Origin of the sequence: Agrobacterium sp. D14 (assembly GCF_001526505.1) — a bacterium.
Taxonomy (GTDB): domain Bacteria; phylum Pseudomonadota; class Alphaproteobacteria; order Rhizobiales; family Rhizobiaceae; genus Agrobacterium; species Agrobacterium leguminum.
Genome location: NZ_ASXX01000021.1, coordinates 90077 through 106894, shown reverse-complemented (window position 1 = coordinate 106894; position 16818 = coordinate 90077). Strand labels below are relative to the sequence as shown.

General features: G+C 60.2%; 13 protein-coding genes and 1 pseudogene. 10 read left to right on the top strand and 4 right to left on the bottom strand.

The genetic code is table 11. The features are described from left to right. Nucleotides 1–227: 227 nt before the first annotated feature. Complete coding sequence (locus L901_RS14340) at nt 228–2036, top strand: ABC transporter ATP-binding protein/permease (RefSeq protein WP_059757864.1); 1809 nt, start codon at nt 228–230, stop codon at nt 2034–2036. 31 nt (nt 2037–2067) lie between these two features. Here L901_RS14340 and L901_RS14335 read toward each other — a convergent pair whose 3' ends face one another. After that, nucleotides 2068–2262 (bottom strand): hypothetical protein, encoded by a 195-nt coding sequence (locus tag L901_RS14335; protein ID WP_003519634.1) that lies wholly within the window; start codon nt 2260–2262, stop codon nt 2068–2070. Nucleotides 2263–2435: 173 nt separating this feature from the next. Between L901_RS14335 and L901_RS14330 the strand changes: the two genes are divergently transcribed. The 4 genes from L901_RS14330 (at nt 2436) to L901_RS14315 (ending at nt 7155) form a co-directional block, all read left to right on the top strand. Beyond that, nucleotides 2436–2825, top strand: coding sequence for an acyl-CoA thioesterase (locus L901_RS14330; RefSeq protein WP_035260778.1), 390 nt, complete (start codon nt 2436–2438; stop codon nt 2823–2825). Nucleotides 2826–2995: 170 nt separating this feature from the next. Next, nucleotides 2996–5239, top strand: a complete 2244-nt coding sequence (locus L901_RS14325) for a polysaccharide deacetylase family protein (protein ID WP_059757862.1) — start codon at nt 2996–2998, stop codon at nt 5237–5239. A gap of 163 nt (nt 5240–5402) precedes the next feature. Next, nucleotides 5403–6443 carry a four-carbon acid sugar kinase family protein gene (locus L901_RS14320; RefSeq protein ID WP_059757859.1) on the top strand — a complete coding sequence of 347 codons (1041 nt, stop codon included), beginning with the start codon at nt 5403–5405 and terminating at the stop codon, nt 6441–6443. Nucleotides 6444–6447: 4 nt separating this feature from the next. Then, nucleotides 6448–7155 carry a FadR/GntR family transcriptional regulator gene (locus L901_RS14315; RefSeq protein WP_003519630.1) on the top strand — a complete coding sequence of 236 codons (708 nt, stop codon included), beginning with the start codon at nt 6448–6450 and terminating at the stop codon, nt 7153–7155. A gap of 45 nt (nt 7156–7200) precedes the next feature. On the opposite strand, the gene L901_RS14310 is transcribed toward L901_RS14315, so the two are convergent. The 3 genes and pseudogenes from L901_RS14310 to L901_RS14300 form a co-directional block, all read right to left on the bottom strand. Continuing rightward, entirely contained in the window at nt 7201–8328 is a 1128-nt protein-coding gene (locus L901_RS14310) for an iron-containing alcohol dehydrogenase (RefSeq protein WP_059757856.1), read from the bottom strand. Further along, a pseudogene (gene pdxA / locus L901_RS14305) lies at nt 8325–9280 on the bottom strand (4-hydroxythreonine-4-phosphate dehydrogenase PdxA). Before pdxA ends, L901_RS14310 begins: the two are co-directional and overlap by 4 nt. Further along, complete coding sequence (locus L901_RS14300) at nt 9277–10473, bottom strand: exo-alpha-sialidase (protein ID WP_059757852.1); 1197 nt, start codon at nt 10471–10473, stop codon at nt 9277–9279. The pseudogene pdxA and the gene L901_RS14300 overlap by 4 nt, the downstream one beginning before the upstream one ends. Before the next feature lie 323 nt (nt 10474–10796). On the opposite strand from L901_RS14300, the gene L901_RS14295 reads away from it, so the two are divergent. From L901_RS14295 to L901_RS14275, 5 genes are all read left to right on the top strand, one after another. Further along, the gene (locus L901_RS14295; RefSeq protein ID WP_059757849.1) at nt 10797–12305 is read left to right on the top strand and encodes an ABC transporter substrate-binding protein; all 1509 of its coding nucleotides are present in this window, start codon (nt 10797–10799) and stop codon (nt 12303–12305) included. 76 nt (nt 12306–12381) lie between these two features. Next, complete coding sequence (locus L901_RS14290; RefSeq protein WP_003506052.1) at nt 12382–13296, top strand: ABC transporter permease; 915 nt, start codon at nt 12382–12384, stop codon at nt 13294–13296. A gap of 15 nt (nt 13297–13311) precedes the next feature. Further along, complete coding sequence (locus L901_RS14285; RefSeq protein WP_059757846.1) at nt 13312–14235, top strand: ABC transporter permease; 924 nt, start codon at nt 13312–13314, stop codon at nt 14233–14235. Continuing rightward, entirely contained in the window at nt 14228–15871 is a 1644-nt protein-coding gene (locus L901_RS14280; RefSeq protein ID WP_059757844.1) for an ABC transporter ATP-binding protein, read from the top strand. The genes L901_RS14285 and L901_RS14280 overlap by 8 nt, the downstream gene beginning before the upstream one ends. Then, a complete protein-coding gene (locus tag L901_RS14275; RefSeq protein WP_059757841.1) occupies nt 15868–16749 on the top strand; it encodes a dihydrodipicolinate synthase family protein in 882 nt (293 codons plus the stop codon). Before L901_RS14280 ends, L901_RS14275 begins: the two co-directional genes overlap by 4 nt. The last annotated feature ends 69 nt before the right edge of the window (nt 16750–16818 follow it).

Sequence of the window (16818 nt, the reverse complement as noted above, 5' to 3'; positions counted from 1 at the left end):
TGTGCAATGCAGGAAAAGAAAGCAAGGATCATTTCCGGGGGCAACCGCATTGTTGGTCAAGGCCGCGATATTTGCCTGCGGTAAGAATTGTCCGGGCTTTTCAATCATCGCCGCTGAGATTTCGCCGGGATTGTGGACAAGGTCGAACGGCGTGTTATTGCTTGGCAACGAAAGGCGCAGAATCGCGACCCGCTTTCTTTGCCGACTGACGTTTCGGAATGGAATGAATGGCAACAACGGTGACCGACGATCAGCGCAAAAGCGCGGCTAATCTTTCGGGTTTCGATCTCGATTTCCCGGCGCAACTGCGCATGATGGGGCGTGCCTTCTGGACCTCGCCAGTGCGCACCCGGCTGATCTTGCTGTCGATAGCGCTGCTCACGGTGATATTGCTCACCGCCTATGGGCAGATCAGGCTCAATGAATGGAACGCGCCGTTTTACAACGCGCTGGAGCGGCGCGATCTTGCCGCCTTCATTCACCAGCTGGAGGTCTTCGCCATCATCGCGGGGCTGTTGCTGCTCCTCAACGTCATCCAGACCTGGCTGAACCAGATGACGGCGCTGAACATGCGCGAGGGTCTTGCCAAGGATATGGTGGATCAATGGCTAAAACCGGGGCGGGCCGCGCGCCTTGCCGGTTTCGGCACGATTGCGATCAACCCCGACCAGCGCCTGCATGACGATGTCCGCAATCTGGCTGAAAGCAGTACGGCGCTTTCCATCGGTCTCGTCAATGCGACGATCCTGCTCGTCAGCTTTATCGGCGTCCTCTGGTCGCTCTCGGCCGGCTTTGCCATCACCATCAGCGGCGATACCTATGCGATCCCCGGTTATATGGTCTGGGCGGCGATCATTTACGCCGGTTCCGCTTCCCTGCTCAGCAATCTCGTCGGTTATCGGCTGGTGGGGCTGAATGCCGAGCGTTATTCTAAAGAAGCGGAGCTTCGCTTCTCACTGATGCGGGCCAGCGAAAATCTTGCTGCCATTGCCCTTGCACGCGGCGAAAAGAACGAAAGGCGGCGGATCGGTATCGATATTGATGCGGTGCTCGGCGTCATTCGCGGGCTCGCCATGGCGCTGACACATCTGACATGGGTTTCGGCAGGATATGGCTGGCTGGCGGTGGTGGCGCCGATCCTGATCGCGGCTCCGGTTTATTTCTCCGGCAACCTCACCTTCGGCGGGCTGATGATGGCCGTCGGTGCGTTCAACCAGGTCAACACGGCGCTGCGCTGGTACATCGACAATTTCGGGCCGATCGCCAGCTGGAAGGCGACGTTGCAGCGCGTTTCGGTCTTCCGTAACGCCCTTATCCAGATGGACAGCGTCGAACAGCACGGCCTGGCGATCGATCTGCAACGCAGCGCGGAGAATGAAAAAATCCGCCTCCAGTCGGTAGTGATCTGCCGCGATGCGGGTGGGCAGGATCTGGATCGCGGCTTCCAGCTGCGCGAGAGCGAAGTCGAGATCGGGCCGGGCGAACGGCTGATGATCAATGGCGAGCAGGGCGTGAACCGAAGGTTGCTGTTTGCGGCCATGGCAGGCCTGTGGCCCTGGGGGCAGGGCAGGATTGAGATGCCCGAACAGTCCGACACGCTTTTCATTGCCCAGCACGGCTATCTGCCGGCGGGATCGCTGCGTGAAATCCTCGCCTATCCGCGCGCGCCCCAGCGTTTTGCCGATGCGGATTATGTCTCGGCGCTCACTGCCTGCGGGCTTGGCGAGATGGCATCGCGTCTCGAGGAAAACATTCGCTGGGATAAAAAACTGGATTCGGATGAGCAGGCCAGTATCCGGGTGGCCAATGCCCTGCTGCTGAAGCCGAAATTCGTCGTTATCGACGATTTGCTCGAAGGGCTGGAAAAACAGACGCAGGATACGCTGGCGGCAGTTCTGAACGGGATCGACGGTGCGGCGATCATCTATATCGGCCGGTCGGAAACATTCCTGTCGGTTCTTAACCCGGCTGTGGCGCATCTCGACCATACCGCGCAGAAGGAAAATATCTCCAGGGCCGGGAGCGCTCCGGAATAGGTCATTGGGCCATTCGGCTGTTCGGGGCGGACTAGAGCCGCAAATGCCATTTGTCCGAATCGAGCCGCTGCTGTTTGGCAAGGCTTATGGTGGTGTCCGGCTCCACCTGCGAACGCAGGGCAAGAGTGCCGGTCGCCAGGCTGATGGCGACGACGCTGGCGACCGCCAGGACGATACGGTCGTAGCGCTGCTGTATTGTGTTGTTTCCACTCCAGTCATAGGCCATTCGCACGCCCTCGCGTTTTTTGGAATCGTGCCTCATCATGGTTAACCGAAGCTTACGATGGCTCTGTGATTCCTTGCTGTTTTGGAAGGGCTGCCGCGACAAATCGGCTATTGGCGGATGGGGTGCGGTTGTTTAAGTCCGGCAGCGGGAGGCTTGTGAAAGGACTTTGAGACATGGACCAGCAACCGCCCGCCGATATGGAACTCACGCTCAGAACGCTTGCGATGCCCGCCGATGCCAACCCGGCCGGCGATATTTTCGGCGGCTGGGTCATGTCGCAGATGGACCTTGCCGCTTTCGTCCGCGCCAATGATGTGGCCGGCGGCCGCACCGTTACCGTCGCAGTCAACGAGATCGTCTTCAAGAAGCCGGTCAAGATCGGCGATACATTGTGTGTCTACACCAAAATCGAAAAGATCGGCCGCACCTCCGTCACGCTGAAGATCGAGGCCTGGACCCGCAGGCACTATCAGGATTCACGCGAAAAGGTGACGGAGGCCGTTTTCATCATGGTCGCGGTGGACGACAACGGCGATCCGCGTCCTGTCCGCAAGGAGGCGTGAGGCGGCTTCCGCTTTTTTTCAAAGCAATTCCGAAGCGCCTGCGAAAGATTAAAAGCATAGGCGTTTCGGATTTTTCGCAATTCGATATCCGACCGCTCAATACTTTAGAAATATCCAATTTATTTATCAATTTTTGCGATCAAGATATGGAATAGGACGGGGATCAGGCTTTGACCATTCCAGGTGTTGTTATTGTCGGCGGCGCTCACGGCACGCTCGCCCTTGCCCGAAGCCTCGGCGCCCTGAATGTGCCTGTTTATTACCTCACCCACGATTCCCCTTTGCCGGGTTGGTCGCGTTTCGTGCGGAAAACAATCCGCTGGGCCGGCCCGCATGATGCCGGGGCGCTGCCGTTCCTGCGTCAAATGGCCGACAAGCATGGTTTGAAGGGCTGTCTGCTGGTGCCGTCCGGCGACGGAGAGGTCCAGCTCGTTGCGCAGCATCGTGAGGAACTGTCCTCGCTCTACAAAATCATCCTGCCGGATTGGACCGCGCTGCAATGGCTCTGCGAAAAACCGCTGCTTTACCAGCGCGCCGCAGAACTTGGCGTCAGTATTCCGCGAACCTATGCGCTGGCATCGGCCGCTGACATCGATACGCTGGACATATTGTTTCCCGTCATTCTCAAGCCGAATATGGGCGGTGGCGATACCCCCATCGCCCGGGCGAAAGTCATTCGCGCCGATGACCGACATGCTCTGAAAACGGCTTTTGCCGATGCGAGCGGAGAGATCGGCGCCGGCAATGTCGTCGTGCAGGAACTCATTCCGGGTGGGGGAGAAAGTCAGTTCTCCTACGCGGCGCTGTGGCTGAATGGAGAGCCGGTAGCGGAATTCACCGCGCGGCGCGCCCGGCAATATCCTGTCGATTTCGGCTATACCAGCACCCGCGTCGAGGTCGTCGACAACGGGCAAGCGGTGGATGCGGCCCGAAAAATACTGAAATCGGCCGGCCATAGCGGGCTGGTCGAGGTGGAATTCAAGCTCGACGGCCGGGACGGCAAGCTCAAGCTGCTCGATGTCAATCCGCGTCCATGGTCATGGTTTGGCCTTTGCTCAGCGGCGGGCATCGACCTTGGCACCCTGCTATGGCGGGTCGCCAATGGCGAGCCGATCGGCCAGCCCGGCAATGTGCGGCAGGGCGTTTCCTGGTCCTATCTTGTCCGCGATGCCGTTGCCGCCTTCACATTGGCCCGGAGGGGGCAGGCGAAAATCGGCGACTATTTCGCTTCTCTGGGCAATATCCGCAGCTGGGCCGCCTTTGCGCCGAACGATCCCTTGCCGGGCCTGATCGATCTGCCGCTGACGATCTCGAGAGTCGTGAGAAAACGCCTTCTTCCCGGCCTGACATCAGGACAATCGAGGAGGATGTTTTTTCAGCCGATAAAACGCCTTGTGAAATATGGGGCCATAAGGGCGGGGCTGGAGGTGAGTTCTCTCCCGGCCGTCCGTTCGGCATTTCCGTCTTTCGCCGGTCGTGGTGTGATCTTCACGCTTCATCATGTGCGCCCCGGAAGGGCTGTTTCGGCTTTCGCACCCAATGTGCAATTGTCCGTCACGCCGCAATTTCTGGAAGAAGCGATACAGGCCGCTCTCGAATGCGGTCTTGTTCCTGTCCATCTGCACGATCTGCCGGCTCTGCTTGCCGATAATCACGAAGGCCGGTCGTTCTGCGCCTTCACGCTCGATGACGGCTATCGAAACAATGCCGACTATGCCGCGCCGATCTTCCGTAAATATGCCGTTCCTTACACGATTTTCATTACGCCGGGTTTTGTGGAGCGAACACGCAGCCTCTGGTGGGAAACCGCCGCTGCCCTGACGCAGAAAGCCGCGTCGTTCGAATTCGATTTCGGGGCGGGGCCGGAGCAGGTGGCATGCGCCAGCCCTTCGCAGAAAGCGGAGGCATTCACGCGGCTTGAAGATTTCGTCCAGAACTTTTCGGAAGACGAGGCGGTGGAAAGGATCGATCGTGCCGCGAGGCAGCATGGCGTCGATCCCATCGCGATCATGGACGAACTTGTCATGGATGAAGATGAGCTCAGGGCGCTGGCGAAGGACCCTCTGGTGCATTTCGGCGCGCATACCATGACCCATGTGAATATGCGCAAGGTCGATGCGGCGCGTCTGGCTTATGAAATTGCGGAATCGACGCGCCGGGTGGAAGCCTATGCCGGCCACCGGCCACGGTCCTTTTCCTATCCCTATGGCTGGGTAAAGGCCGTGGGAGAACGTGAAGCGAAAGCGGTTTACGATGCAGGATTTTCCGCGGCCGTGACCACGCAGGCTGGCGTTATCGGTCCCCACAGCCTTGAAAAGCCGACGCAGTTGCCGCGCGTATCGCTGAATGGACGCTTTCAGACAAAGCGCTTCGTCAAGGCGTTCATCTCGGGCCTGCCCTTCCGGTTCATCTAGCGACGTTGTTCGTTCGCCCTCTCTCGTCCTTTGAGCCTCTTTGCGGTCGATTGGCCAGTCCGAGAAGCTGCGCCATAATTTTTGTTATTCACATCTATTTATCTATTGATTATAAATAAATTTATCGACACAAAACATTACAACTTTTATGAAGGCCTCACCCGTGCTGCTGATTTTTGCCGATGATCTGACCGGAGCGCTCGACGCCGCCGCCCCCTTTGCCGGGCGTGGGCTGGCGACCGAGGTTGCGATAGGGCTTGACGGTGTGCGTGCGGCGCTCGCAGATGCGCCTGCCGTTCTCAGCGTCAACCTCGGCTGCCGCGATGGCGAAGCAGATGAAGCCCGGCGTCGCACGCAGGAACTGCTGGGGCTGGTTCCGGCCGATACCATCCTTTTCAAGAAGATAGATTCCCGCCTGAAAGGGCATATTGCGGCGGAAATGGATGCGATTTCCTATCGGCACGCGCTTGTCGCGCCCGCCATTCCGGATTTCGGACGCGTCGTTATTGGCGGAACCGTTTCCGGCTTTGGCGTCGAAGTTGCCATTCCGGTTCATGAAAGGCTGGGCGCACATGCCGGCCGCTGCACGATACCCGACACGCGATCAAAGGGCGATATCAGGGAAGCTCTCGCCGCCGCGCAGGCGGAAGGGGCCGATCTTCTGGTTGGCGCGCGTGGACTTGCCGAGGCGCTGGCTGAAGCGATGACGGCGCAGGCTGTTCCTGAAGCGGCGTTCATTCCACCCGGCAGGGGGCTTTTTGTCATCGGATCTCGCGACCCGATCACGGTGGAGCAGATTGACGTTCTCAAAAGCATTGGGCCTGTCTCGATCGTTGAGGCGCCGAATGGCATCATGCCCCGCCACACCGATGACGGTGCCGGTCTGACGCTGGTTCAAGCGACGCAGGGTACGGAAAATCTGTCGCCGCTTGCGGTTTCAGACCGATTGGCGGAAGGCGTCGTGCCGCATCTTACCGCCGGGGCGGCCAGGCTGCTGTTATCTGGCGGAGCCACGGCAGAGGCCGTGCTGCGGGCCATGGGCGTTTCGCGCCTGCGTCTTGCCGGCGAATGCCTGCCGGGTCTCGGGGTCGGCTGGTCCGGAGATCAATGCATCATTGCGAAATCCGGCGGTTTTGGGCAAGCTGACACGTTGAAACGGATCGCGAAAATGATGCTTGGCGACAATGACGCTGGAGAGAGCTGACCAGATGGGGCTGATGAAAGAAACGGCGCGCAAGGCACTTCCGGACATTATTTTCGAAAGAATGCACCGGGCGATCAAATCCGGCGCCTACAAGCCGGATGAGCGGCTGCCGACCGAGCATGAACTCGCCATGGAATTCGAAGTGTCGCGACCCGTCGTGCGCGAGGCGTTGCGGCGGCTGCGCGAGCAGGGGTTCATTTATTCCCGCAGAGGCTCCGGCAGCTATGTCAGGGCTTTTGGCCTGCGCGAGCCGCTTGGCTTCGGGCAGCTCGAAAACGTTGCTGATCTTCTCAACTGTTACGAATTCAGGCTGACGCTGGAGCCGGCAGCGGCGGCCGCGGCAGCCTTGCGGCACGATGGCGAGAGACTTGCGGCGATCCGGAAGGCGCTCGAGCTGATGCGGGATGCGACCAATCGCCAGTCCCACCGCGAGGATGCCGATTATCAGTTCCACCTCGCCATCGCGCGGGCGGCGCGAAACAGCTATTTCTCCACCGCGATGGAAGCGCTCAAGGACCATATTGCAATGGGAATGAAGTTCCACGGCATGTCGGTGAAGCGGGAGGCATCCGGCCTGACGCGTGTTTTCGCCGAGCATGAGGCAATCGCAAAGGCGATTGCCGATGGGGACGCAGAGGCGGCGCGCCAGTTGATGCTTCAGCACCTGACGGGATCGCGCGACCGCCTGTTCGAATCTTCGCACACAGACTAAGCGGATGGCCGAAGGCCGATGCACGCGTCCGCGCACCGGGTTCTCTCAGAAGGCGTGGCGGTAAATGCCGAGCACGTCCTCGACGCTCATGTCGACGGGGTTATTGTCCATCAGTCGGCGGATGGCATGCGCATCCTCAGCGTAGCGGGGAAGATCGGCCTCAGTCGCGCCATGCCGTGCGAGTGACATTTCGATGCCGAGCCCGGCGCAGAAATCCGTTGCCGCCTTGCGCAGATCATCGGGCGAAAGGTGTTCGCGAAGCCCGAGCGCTCCCGCCACTTCCGCCGTCTTCGCCGAAACCGCAGGCTGGTTGAAGGCCAGAACATGCGGAAAGACGATGGCGTTTGCCAGCCCATGCGGCAGGTTAAGAAGCGTGCCAAGCGGATAGGCGATGGCGTGGCCGGCCGCCGTGTTGACCGGCCCGAGGCAGATGCCGCCATAATAGGAGGCAAGCATCATGCCTTCCCGCGCTTCAGTATCCGCACCGTCGCGAACGGCGCGCGCCAGATATTTGCCGACCAGCGCAAAACCCATGCGCGCGAAACCGTCGATCATCGGATGGGCCTTGCGGTTGGTGAAGGCTTCGACGCAATGGGCCATGGCATCCACCCCGGTTGCCGCCGTAACGGCTGATGGGACGGAATAGGTGAGTTCCGGATCGAGCACGGCGAAATCCGCGATCAGATGAGGGCTTTCGACCGCGATCTTGTTGCCCTTGACGGGATCGGTGATAAGCGAGCGGATGCCCGCTTCCGAGCCTGTGCCGGCAGTGGTGGCGATCTGCACCAGCCTTGTGTCGCGCCCGGAGACCCTGTTCGGTCCGGCCACATCCTCAAGCGCCTGGCTGGAATTCCACAGCGCCGCGACGAGCTTCGCCACATCCATTACCGAACCGCCGCCGAGGCCGATGACGAGATCCGGCTTGGCGGCGCGTGCTGCGGCAAGGGCGGCATCGAGCGTTGCGGTGTCGGGCTCGCCGGGAATGGCGTCGAAGATCGTGAAAGGGCCCTGCAATTGCAGCCGTTCGGCAAATTTCGCCGTCAACGGTGTGGCGATAATCAGGGTCGATGCGGTTTTTCCCGCCCAGGTGCCGACCTGGGAAATGGTGCCAGCGCCGACGGCAAGCCGTCGTGGCTGGTGGATGAGAATGGGAGCTGTCGACATGGTGCTCATTCCTTCCGCTCCTTGCCCGCCACCAGCTTGCGCGCATAGGCGATGGCCGCATTCATGTTGCCGTGATTGGCGATGCCCTTGCCGGCGATATCGAAAGCCGTGCCGTGGTCGACGGAGGTGCGGTCTATCGGCAGATCGACGGAGACATTGACGGCGGTGTCGAAGGCGACAAGCTTGATCGGGATATGGCCCTGATCGTGATATTGCGCGACGACGAGATCGAAAGCGCCGGAATAAGCCCGGTGGAACACGGTGTCGGCGGAAATCGGTCCCTGCACCTCGATGCCTTGGCGCGGGCGGCGGCGACCGCCGGTGCGATCTGGTCGTCATCCTCGGTGCCGAACAGGCCGTTTTCACCGCAATGCGGGTTGATGCCGGCAACCGCGATGCGCGGTCGATCGTAACCGATGCGTTTCAGATGCGCGTTGCCGGCGCGGATGGTTGCCAGCACCCGCTCCGTCGTCGCCCGCCGAATGGCCTCCTGCAGGGAAACATGGGTGGAAACGTGAATGACTTTCAGCCGTTCGGAAGCAAGCAGCATATAGGCGGCCGAGGAACCGGTGAGGCTGCGCAGCATGCCGGTGTGCCCGTCATAATGGTGGCCGGCGAGATTCAGGGCTTCCTTGTTGATCGGCGCGGTGACGATGCAGCCGATTGCGCCCGCTTCGGCGTCGCGAACGGCCTTTTCGATAAAGCGGAACGCGGCGTCTCCGGCAACAGGCGACAATGTACCCCAGGGCAGCGGCGCGCCCTCCACGGGCAGGTCGACCACGTGCTGAGAAAGATCGATATCAACGCCGAGCGCATCCCGCGCCGCTTCCAGCGTGGCGAGGTTGCCGTAAATCCGCGTCGCCGCACGATCCGGGGCGGACATTTCTGCGAGCGCCCGCACCGTGATCTCGGGGCCGACGCCGCAGGGGTCGCCCATGGTGATGCCAATGATGTTGCTCATCTTTGTCTCCCGTCGTTCTCGTTAGCCCAGCCGGGCGCCAGCCGGACATATTTGATTGCGCGGCGATGATAGGTGTAGCTCGCATGCAGCGTACCGTCCGGCGCTTCCAGAAGCCACGGATAGGACATTTCCAGATTGCGCCCATCGGTCGAATCGTTCGAAAGGCAGGTGCCCGGCCCGTCTTCGATCAGGATCCGGGTGGTAAAACTGCGCCCGTCATCGTCGGACAGGCAGATCGAAACCGGCGCGCGCGGCACGCCCCAGACCGGCACACAGCCGCCGCTCGGATCGGCATCCGGCCTGTCGTCTTCCTCTCCCAGCTCGTCATAAAGCGAGGCGCGGCGATCACTCGACTGCGCGGCGTTGACGGGGTTGCAGATCATTGCCAGCCTGCCATCGTTGAGACTGATCACGGCAATGGAGGAATTATTGTTGGGCACATCGGTCGGCTGCGGCTTTGACCATGAGCGGCCGCCATCGGCGCTTTCCGTGCGATAGACGAAATCAGCCTGACGACGGCGGAAGAAGGCGGCGTAGTCCGCATTCGTCACTGCGACCGGGCTCATATGCACGCAGCCGGTTGATTCCTCCAGCTCCTGCAATTGCCAAGTCGCGCCATTGTCCGTGGATATGCCGAGCGCTGCCGTATCATGGCTGCCGTTCCATTTCTGGCCGGGGCGCTGGATGCAGCGGAAGATCGGCAACAGCCAGGCGCCGTCATCGCGGATGCGCAGCGGCGCGCGGATGAAGCAGCCTTTCGGAAGATCGAGAAAACGTCCTTCCTCGGAAATAAGCTTTTCCGGTGCAGTCGCGTCGCGGTGGATGCGCGCCATGCGAATGCGGCATTCATCCTGATTGCCGGAGGGCTGGGCTGTGTGAAACAGCCAGAGAACGCCATCCGGCGCGGTGAAGAGAACCGGGTTCTGTTCGGAATGGGCGGGGTCGTGGCTCAGGCGCTGCGGTGGTCCCCAGCGGGTTGCACCCGCTGTCAGCACGGATGCGAAAATCGAAATATCCGATTTTCCTTCCAGCGTGCCGCCGAACCATGCGCAGAGCAGGGTGCCGTCATCCAGAAGGTGCAGGAAGCTCGCATGGTTCTGGATCATGGGCGACGGCAGGAACGCTTCCTGCCGGTTTTGCGACACGGCATGGATGGCTCCGGTCATGGCGTGAGCGATGTCATCAGGGGTCATCGTGGTCTCCTCTTGTCCTGATGAAAATGACATATTCGAAAAGTTGTCAAGTTTATTTGATAAAAGAAGAGGATCATATATTTTTGATTTTTGAAATTAAGATTTTGTTTTTTAATGATAAAAATAAGAGATTCGGCTTGAATAAAAATTGTCTTAGAAAAATAAATTGACAAAAAATGTGATAACGTCGATGCTCTGTCTACGGGTGGAGGAGACAATCATCCGCATGTCATGCTCCTCAATGCAGGAGATGGGGATTTTTCAGATGCCCCTTGCGGCGCGCCGCCATGTTGCTGAATTTCTGAATCTGGGAGGAGAACGGAATGAAGAAGTCATTGATTGCGGGCGCCCTTGTCTTGGGTTCCCTCAGCGCCGCGGTTTCGCCGGCGCTTGCGGCATCGGGGCCGATCAAGATCGTGCTGGCGGAAGAGGCGGACCTGCTGGAACCCTGCATGGCCACCCGTTCCAATATCGGCCGCATCATCATGGAAAATGTCAGCGAGACGCTGACCGAGCTCGATGTGCGCGGCAAGAAGGGCGTTCAGCCGCGCCTTGCCGAGAAGTGGGAGCAGAATGCCGACGGAAGCTGGCGTTTCCACCTGCGTGAAGGCGTGAAGTTTTCCGACGGCACGACATTTGATGCCAAGGACGTCAAGCACAGCTTCGAACGCATCATGAGCGACAAGAACGCCTGCGAGTCCCGCCGTTATTTCGGCGGCATGACGGTGACCCCGTCTATCGTCGATGACCACACGATAGACTTCAAGACCGAACCGGCGCAGCCCATTCTGCCGCTCCTCATGTCGCTCGTCACCATCGTTCCCGAAGAAACCAAGATGGAATTCATCCGCGAGCCTGTGGGCACCGGACCTTACAAGCTGACCAACTGGACGCCGGGCCAGCAGATTGTCCTCACCGCACGCGACGATTATTGGGGCGCCAAGCCGCAGGTGACGGAAGCGACCTATCTTTTCCGCGCCGATCCTTCGGTTCGCGCTGCCATGGTGCAGACCGGCGAAGCCGATCTTTCACCTTCGATTTCGCAGCTCGACGCTACCAATACGAAGACCGATTTTTCCTATCTCGACAGCGAGACGGTCTATATGCGTCTCGATCACAATATTGCGCCGCTGAACGATGTGCGAGTGCGCCGCGCGCTCAACCTCGCCATCGACCGGCAGGCCTTCCTTGGCACGCTGGTTCCGGAGGGTGCCGTGCTGGCCACCGCACTCGTTCCGCCGACCACGCTTGGCTGGAACCCCGACGTCAAGGTCTTCCCCTATGATCCCGAGGGCGCAAAGAAGCTGCTCGAGGAAGCAAAGGCTGCCGGTGTGAAGGTGGATACGCCGATCACCATCATCGCACGCACCGCGAATTTCCCCAACGTCACCGAGATCATGGAAGCGATCCAGCAGCAATTGCAGGATGTCGGCTTCAAGATCGACCTGAAATTCGTGGAGGTGGCCGAGCACGAAAGCTATTACTCCAAGCCCTTCAAGGAAGGCCGCGGACCGCAGATCGTCGCCGCCATGCACGACAACTCAAAGGGCGACCCGTCCTTCACCATGTTCTTCAAATATGCGACCAAGGGCACGCAGTCCGGTTTCTCGGACAAGAAGGTGGACGATCTGATCGAACGTGCATCCGCAGCGGTCGGCGACGAGCGCGCCAAGCTCTGGTCGGAACTCATCGCTTATCTGCACGACGATGTGGTGGCGGACGTGCTGCTGTTCCACATGGTCGGCTTCTCCCGCGTCTCCGAGCGGCTGGACTTCAAGCCCACCATCGCCACCAACTCGATGCTGCAGCTTTCGGAAATCGGCATCAAATAAGACCCCGCGTCTTATTAATTGAGAAGCGGCGGCGCGGCGAAAGCTTCGCCGCCGCACTGAAAAACCGGAGGCAACCATGCTGAGCTTCATCCGAAAACGTTCCGTTGCAAGCCTGATCTCCCTGATCGGTCTCATCGTCATGGTTTTCTTCCTGTCCCGCCTGACGGGGGACCCGGCCGCCCTGTTTCTGCCGGTCGAGGCTTCTGAAGAGTTGAAGCAGCAGTTCCGGGCGTTGCATGGGCTGAACGATCCGCTGATGGTGCAGTTCCTGCGTTATGCGGGTGATGTGATGACGGGTGACCTCGGAGAATCGCTCAGGAAAGCCCGCCCGGCGCTGGATGTGGTGCTGGAGGCTTTTGTCTGGACGCTGTGGCTTGCGGTCATCACCATGTCGCTCGTCACCACCGCCGCCATCGTTGTCGGTTCGCTTGCGGCTTTCCGCTCCGGCGGCTTCTTCGATCGCATGGCCTCGAGCATCTCGCTCATCGGTGCATCCGTTCCGGATTTCTGGCTGGCGATTGTCGCCATCGTCGTATTTTCCGTCAATCTCGCCTGGCTTCCCACGTCGGGCACGGGTTCCGTGCTGCACTGGATATTGCCGATCGCGGTCCTGTTCGTGCGCCCCTTCGGCATTATCGTGCAGGTGGTGCGCGGCTCGATGATCGGCGCTTTGTCCTCGGCCTATGTCAAAACGGCGCGCGCCAAGGGCGTGAAATCGGGTCCGATCATCTTCATTCACGCCTTGCGAAACGCCATGCTGCCGGTCATCACCGTCATTGGCGATCAGGCGGCAAGCCTTCTCAACGGCGCGGTCATCGTCGAAACGATTTTCGGTTTTCCCGGCGTCGGTAAGCTGATGATCGATTCCATTCTGCAGCGCGATTTCAACGTCGTGCTGGCCGCCATTCTAGTGACCGCGCTGGCGATCTTCCTGATGAATCTTCTGATCGATATCGCCTATGCGCTCCTCGATCCGCGTATCCGGCACTGAGGAGGCCGTTCAGCCATGAGCCTTTCCAATGCGGACACCGAGATCATCGCCGAGCCGTCCTTCGCAACACGTATGCTGCGCATGTTGTGGGCGGATAAATTCGCGCTCTGCGCCGCGATCTTCCTCATCATTGTCATTATCCTTGCTTTTGTCGGCCCTGCCTGGCTTGGCGATCTGGCGACGAAACAGAACCTGCGCGGGCGCAACCTCGCCCCGTTCGACTGGCAGCGCGAGTGGTATTTCTGGCTGGGGGCGGATGCGCTCGGCCGTTCGCTTCTCGCGCGCATTGTCGCTGCCACACAAAACACGATGATGATCGCCGCCGGCGCCGTGCTTCTCTCCGCCGTCACCGGCACCGTGCTCGGGCTGATCGCCGGTTTTTCCTCCAACCGTGTCGGCCAGATCATCATGCGGCTTGCGGATGTGATCATGTCATTCCCGTCGCTCTTGATCGCGGTCATCGTGCTTTATCTGCTCGGCTCCTCCATCCTCAACCTGATGCTGGTTCTCGCCATCACCCGCATTCCCGTTTACATCCGCACCACGAGGGCGGAGGTGCTGGAGGTGCGCGAGCGCATGTTCGTGCAGGCGGCAAGGGTCATGGGCGCATCGGGCAAACGTATCCTGTTCCGCCACATCCTGCCCGTCGTGTTGCCGACGCTGACGACGCTCGCCACGCTCGATTTCGCCTATGTGATGCTGGCGGAAAGCGCGCTGTCCTTCCTCGGCATCGGCATTCAGCCGCCGGAAATCACCTGGGGCCTGATGATTTCGCAGGGGCGGCAATATCTTACCAATGCCTGGTGGCTGTCGTTCTGGCCGGGACTTGCCATCATCCTCACCACCCTGTCGCTCAACCTGCTTTCCAACTGGCTGCGCATCGCGCTTGATCCCGTGCAGCGCTGGCGGCTGGAAATGAAAGGCCGCAAGCATGGCTGACCATCTTCTCGACGTGCGCAACCTTTCCGTGGAGTTCCACACCGCAAGCGGTGTCGTCCATGCGGTGAAGGATGTCTCCTACCATATCGACCGTGGCGAAACGCTGGCCATCCTCGGCGAAAGCGGTTCGGGCAAGTCGGTATCGTCCTCGGCCATCATGAACCTCATCGACATGCCGCCCGGACATATCAGCAGCGGCCAGATATTGCTCGACGGCCAGGACCTTCTGACCATGCCCGCGGAGGCGCGCCGCGAAATCAACGGCCGGCGCATCGCCATGATCTTTCAGGACCCGCTCAGCCATCTCAATCCGGTCTATACCGTTGGCTGGCAGATCCGTGAGGCGATGACCACCCACGGTATGGACAAGGCAAAGGCCGAAGCGGAGGCGAGGCGGCTTGTCGCTCGCGTCGGTATTCCTGACCCGGACGGCGCCCTGAAGAAATATCCGCATGAATTTTCCGGCGGTCAGCGCCAGCGCGTCATGATCGCCATGGCGCTGGCGCTTCGGCCCTATCTCCTGATCGCCGATGAGCCGACCACCGCGCTTGACGTGACGGTGCAGGCCGAGGTGCTTTCGCTGCTCAAGGAATTGCAGCGGGAAACCGGCATGGCCGTGCTCATCATCACCCACGATCTCGGCGTCGTTGCGGAAATCGCCGATCGCGTGGTGGTGATGGAAAAGGGCGTTCTGGTCGAGGCCGGCACGGTGCGCGAGGTCTATCGCAATCCGCAGCACCCCTATACCCGCAAGCTCATCAGTGCAGCACCCGGCAGGGGCGACATGCACGAGCCGCAGGCGACGGGCGAAGCGCTGCTCAGCGTGCGCGACGTGCGTAAGCGTTACGGCGCCTTCGAGGCGCTGAAGGGCGTTTCCTTCGACCTCATGGCCGGAGAAACCATCGCAGTCGTCGGCGAAAGCGGTTCCGGGAAATCGACGCTGGCGCGTATTCTACTTCGCCTCGACGAACCGGATGCGGGCAGCGCCTTGTGGAAGGGTCGCGACCTCTTCAAGCTTCCGCCTGCCGAACTCTTCGCGCTCCGGCGCGATTTGCAGATGGTGTTTCAGGATCCCACCCAGTCGCTCAATCCGCGCATGACGGTGTTTCAGCTGATTTCCGAGGCCTGGGTCATCCATCCGGAGATATTGCCCAAGGCAAGATGGCGTGAGCGGGTTGCGGAATTGCTGCATCAGGTGGGTCTCTCGCCGGAACATATGCGCCGTTATCCGCACCAGTTCTCCGGCGGCCAGCGGCAGCGGATCGCCATTGCCCGCGCATTGGCGCTGGAACCGAAGCTCATCATCTGCGACGAGGCGGTCTCGGCGCTCGATGTCTCGGTTCAGGCGCAGGTTATCGCACTGCTGGACAAGCTGCGCCGTGAAATGGGCCTCTCCTTTATCTTCATCGCGCATGATTTGCCGGTGGTTCGGGATTTTGCCGATCACGTCATGGTCATGCAGCGGGGAGAGGTGGTGGAGTTCGGCACTGTACGCCAGGTTTTCGAAGCGCCGCGCGAGGCCTATACCCGTGCCCTTCTATCCGCGAGCCTCGATCCCGACCCCGATATGCAATCTCAGCGTCATCCGGCCGTTGCCGGCGACGCCATCGGAAATTCAAGCGGAGTTCTTTCATGAGCAAACAAGCTTTCGTCGCGCTCGTTACCTGTTTCAACGAGGACGAAACCATCAATTACGAAGCGACCCGCGCGCAGGTGCGCCGCCAGGTGGCGGCCGGCAACAACATCATGTGCGCCGGCACCAATGGCGATTTCACCGCGCTGACGCATGCGGAAAAAATCCGGCTGACGGAAGAGGTGGTGGACGAAGTTGCCGGCCGTGCCAAAGTCATCGTGAATGCCGGCATGCCCGCCACATTCGAAACCCTGCAACTTGCCAAAGCCTTCGACCGCATCGGCGTTGACGGCATCGCCGTCATCACGCCTTTCTTCATCGCCTGCACGCAGGATGGCCTGATCCGCCATTTCTCGACGGTGGCCGATGCCGTCGAAACGCCGGTCTATCTCTATGACATTCCCGCCCGCACTCAGAACCACATAGAGCCGGAAACCGCCCGCAAACTCGCCACCCATGGCAATATTGCCGGCATCAAGGATTCCGGCGGCGCGCAGCAGACGCTCGAAGCCTATCTTCAGGTGGCAAAGGAGATGCCCGGCTTCGAGGTCTATTCCGGTCCGGATCACCTTGTTCTCTGGTCGTTGCAGAACGGTGCCGCAGGCTGCATTTCCGGCCTCGGCAACGCGCTGCCGGATGTACTTGCCGGCATTCTCAATGCTTTCAACGCCGGTGACATCACCGAGGCCGAACGCCAGCAGGCAATCTACGCCGACTTCCGCACCGATCTCTACGCCCTCGGCTTCGCACCGGCCATGGTCAAACGCTCGCTTTATCTCCAGGACCCATCCGTCGGCGCCAGCCGCCAACCGGCCCTTCTGCCGGATAAAGAGCAGGATGAAAAAATCCTGGAAATCTTGCGGCGTTATCAACGGATCTGACGCTGCTATCGAATGTGACGCGCACCCCTGAGGATCGTGCGCGTCATCTTAAAAATATCTGCGAAAACG

Excerpts from the sequence above, each read along its gene's own strand:
- L901_RS14340 (WP_059757864.1), top strand. The coding sequence starts at position 228 with ATGGCAACAACGGTGACCGACGATCAGCGCAAAAGCGCGGCTAATCTT.
- L901_RS14335 (WP_003519634.1), bottom strand. The coding sequence starts at position 2,262 with ATGGCCTATGACTGGAGTGGAAACAACACAATACAGCAGCGCTACGAC.
- L901_RS14330 (WP_035260778.1), top strand. The coding sequence starts at position 2,436 with ATGGACCAGCAACCGCCCGCCGATATGGAACTCACGCTCAGAACGCTT.
- L901_RS14315 (WP_003519630.1), top strand. The coding sequence starts at position 6,448 with ATGGGGCTGATGAAAGAAACGGCGCGCAAGGCACTTCCGGACATTATT.
- L901_RS14310 (WP_059757856.1), bottom strand. The coding sequence starts at position 8,328 with ATGAGCACCATGTCGACAGCTCCCATTCTCATCCACCAGCCACGACGG.
- L901_RS14300 (WP_059757852.1), bottom strand. The coding sequence starts at position 10,473 with ATGACCCCTGATGACATCGCTCACGCCATGACCGGAGCCATCCATGCC.
- L901_RS14295 (WP_059757849.1), top strand. The coding sequence starts at position 10,797 with ATGAAGAAGTCATTGATTGCGGGCGCCCTTGTCTTGGGTTCCCTCAGC.
- L901_RS14290 (WP_003506052.1), top strand. The coding sequence starts at position 12,382 with ATGCTGAGCTTCATCCGAAAACGTTCCGTTGCAAGCCTGATCTCCCTG.
- L901_RS14285 (WP_059757846.1), top strand. The coding sequence starts at position 13,312 with ATGAGCCTTTCCAATGCGGACACCGAGATCATCGCCGAGCCGTCCTTC.
- L901_RS14280 (WP_059757844.1), top strand. The coding sequence starts at position 14,228 with ATGGCTGACCATCTTCTCGACGTGCGCAACCTTTCCGTGGAGTTCCAC.
- L901_RS14275 (WP_059757841.1), top strand. The coding sequence starts at position 15,868 with ATGAGCAAACAAGCTTTCGTCGCGCTCGTTACCTGTTTCAACGAGGAC.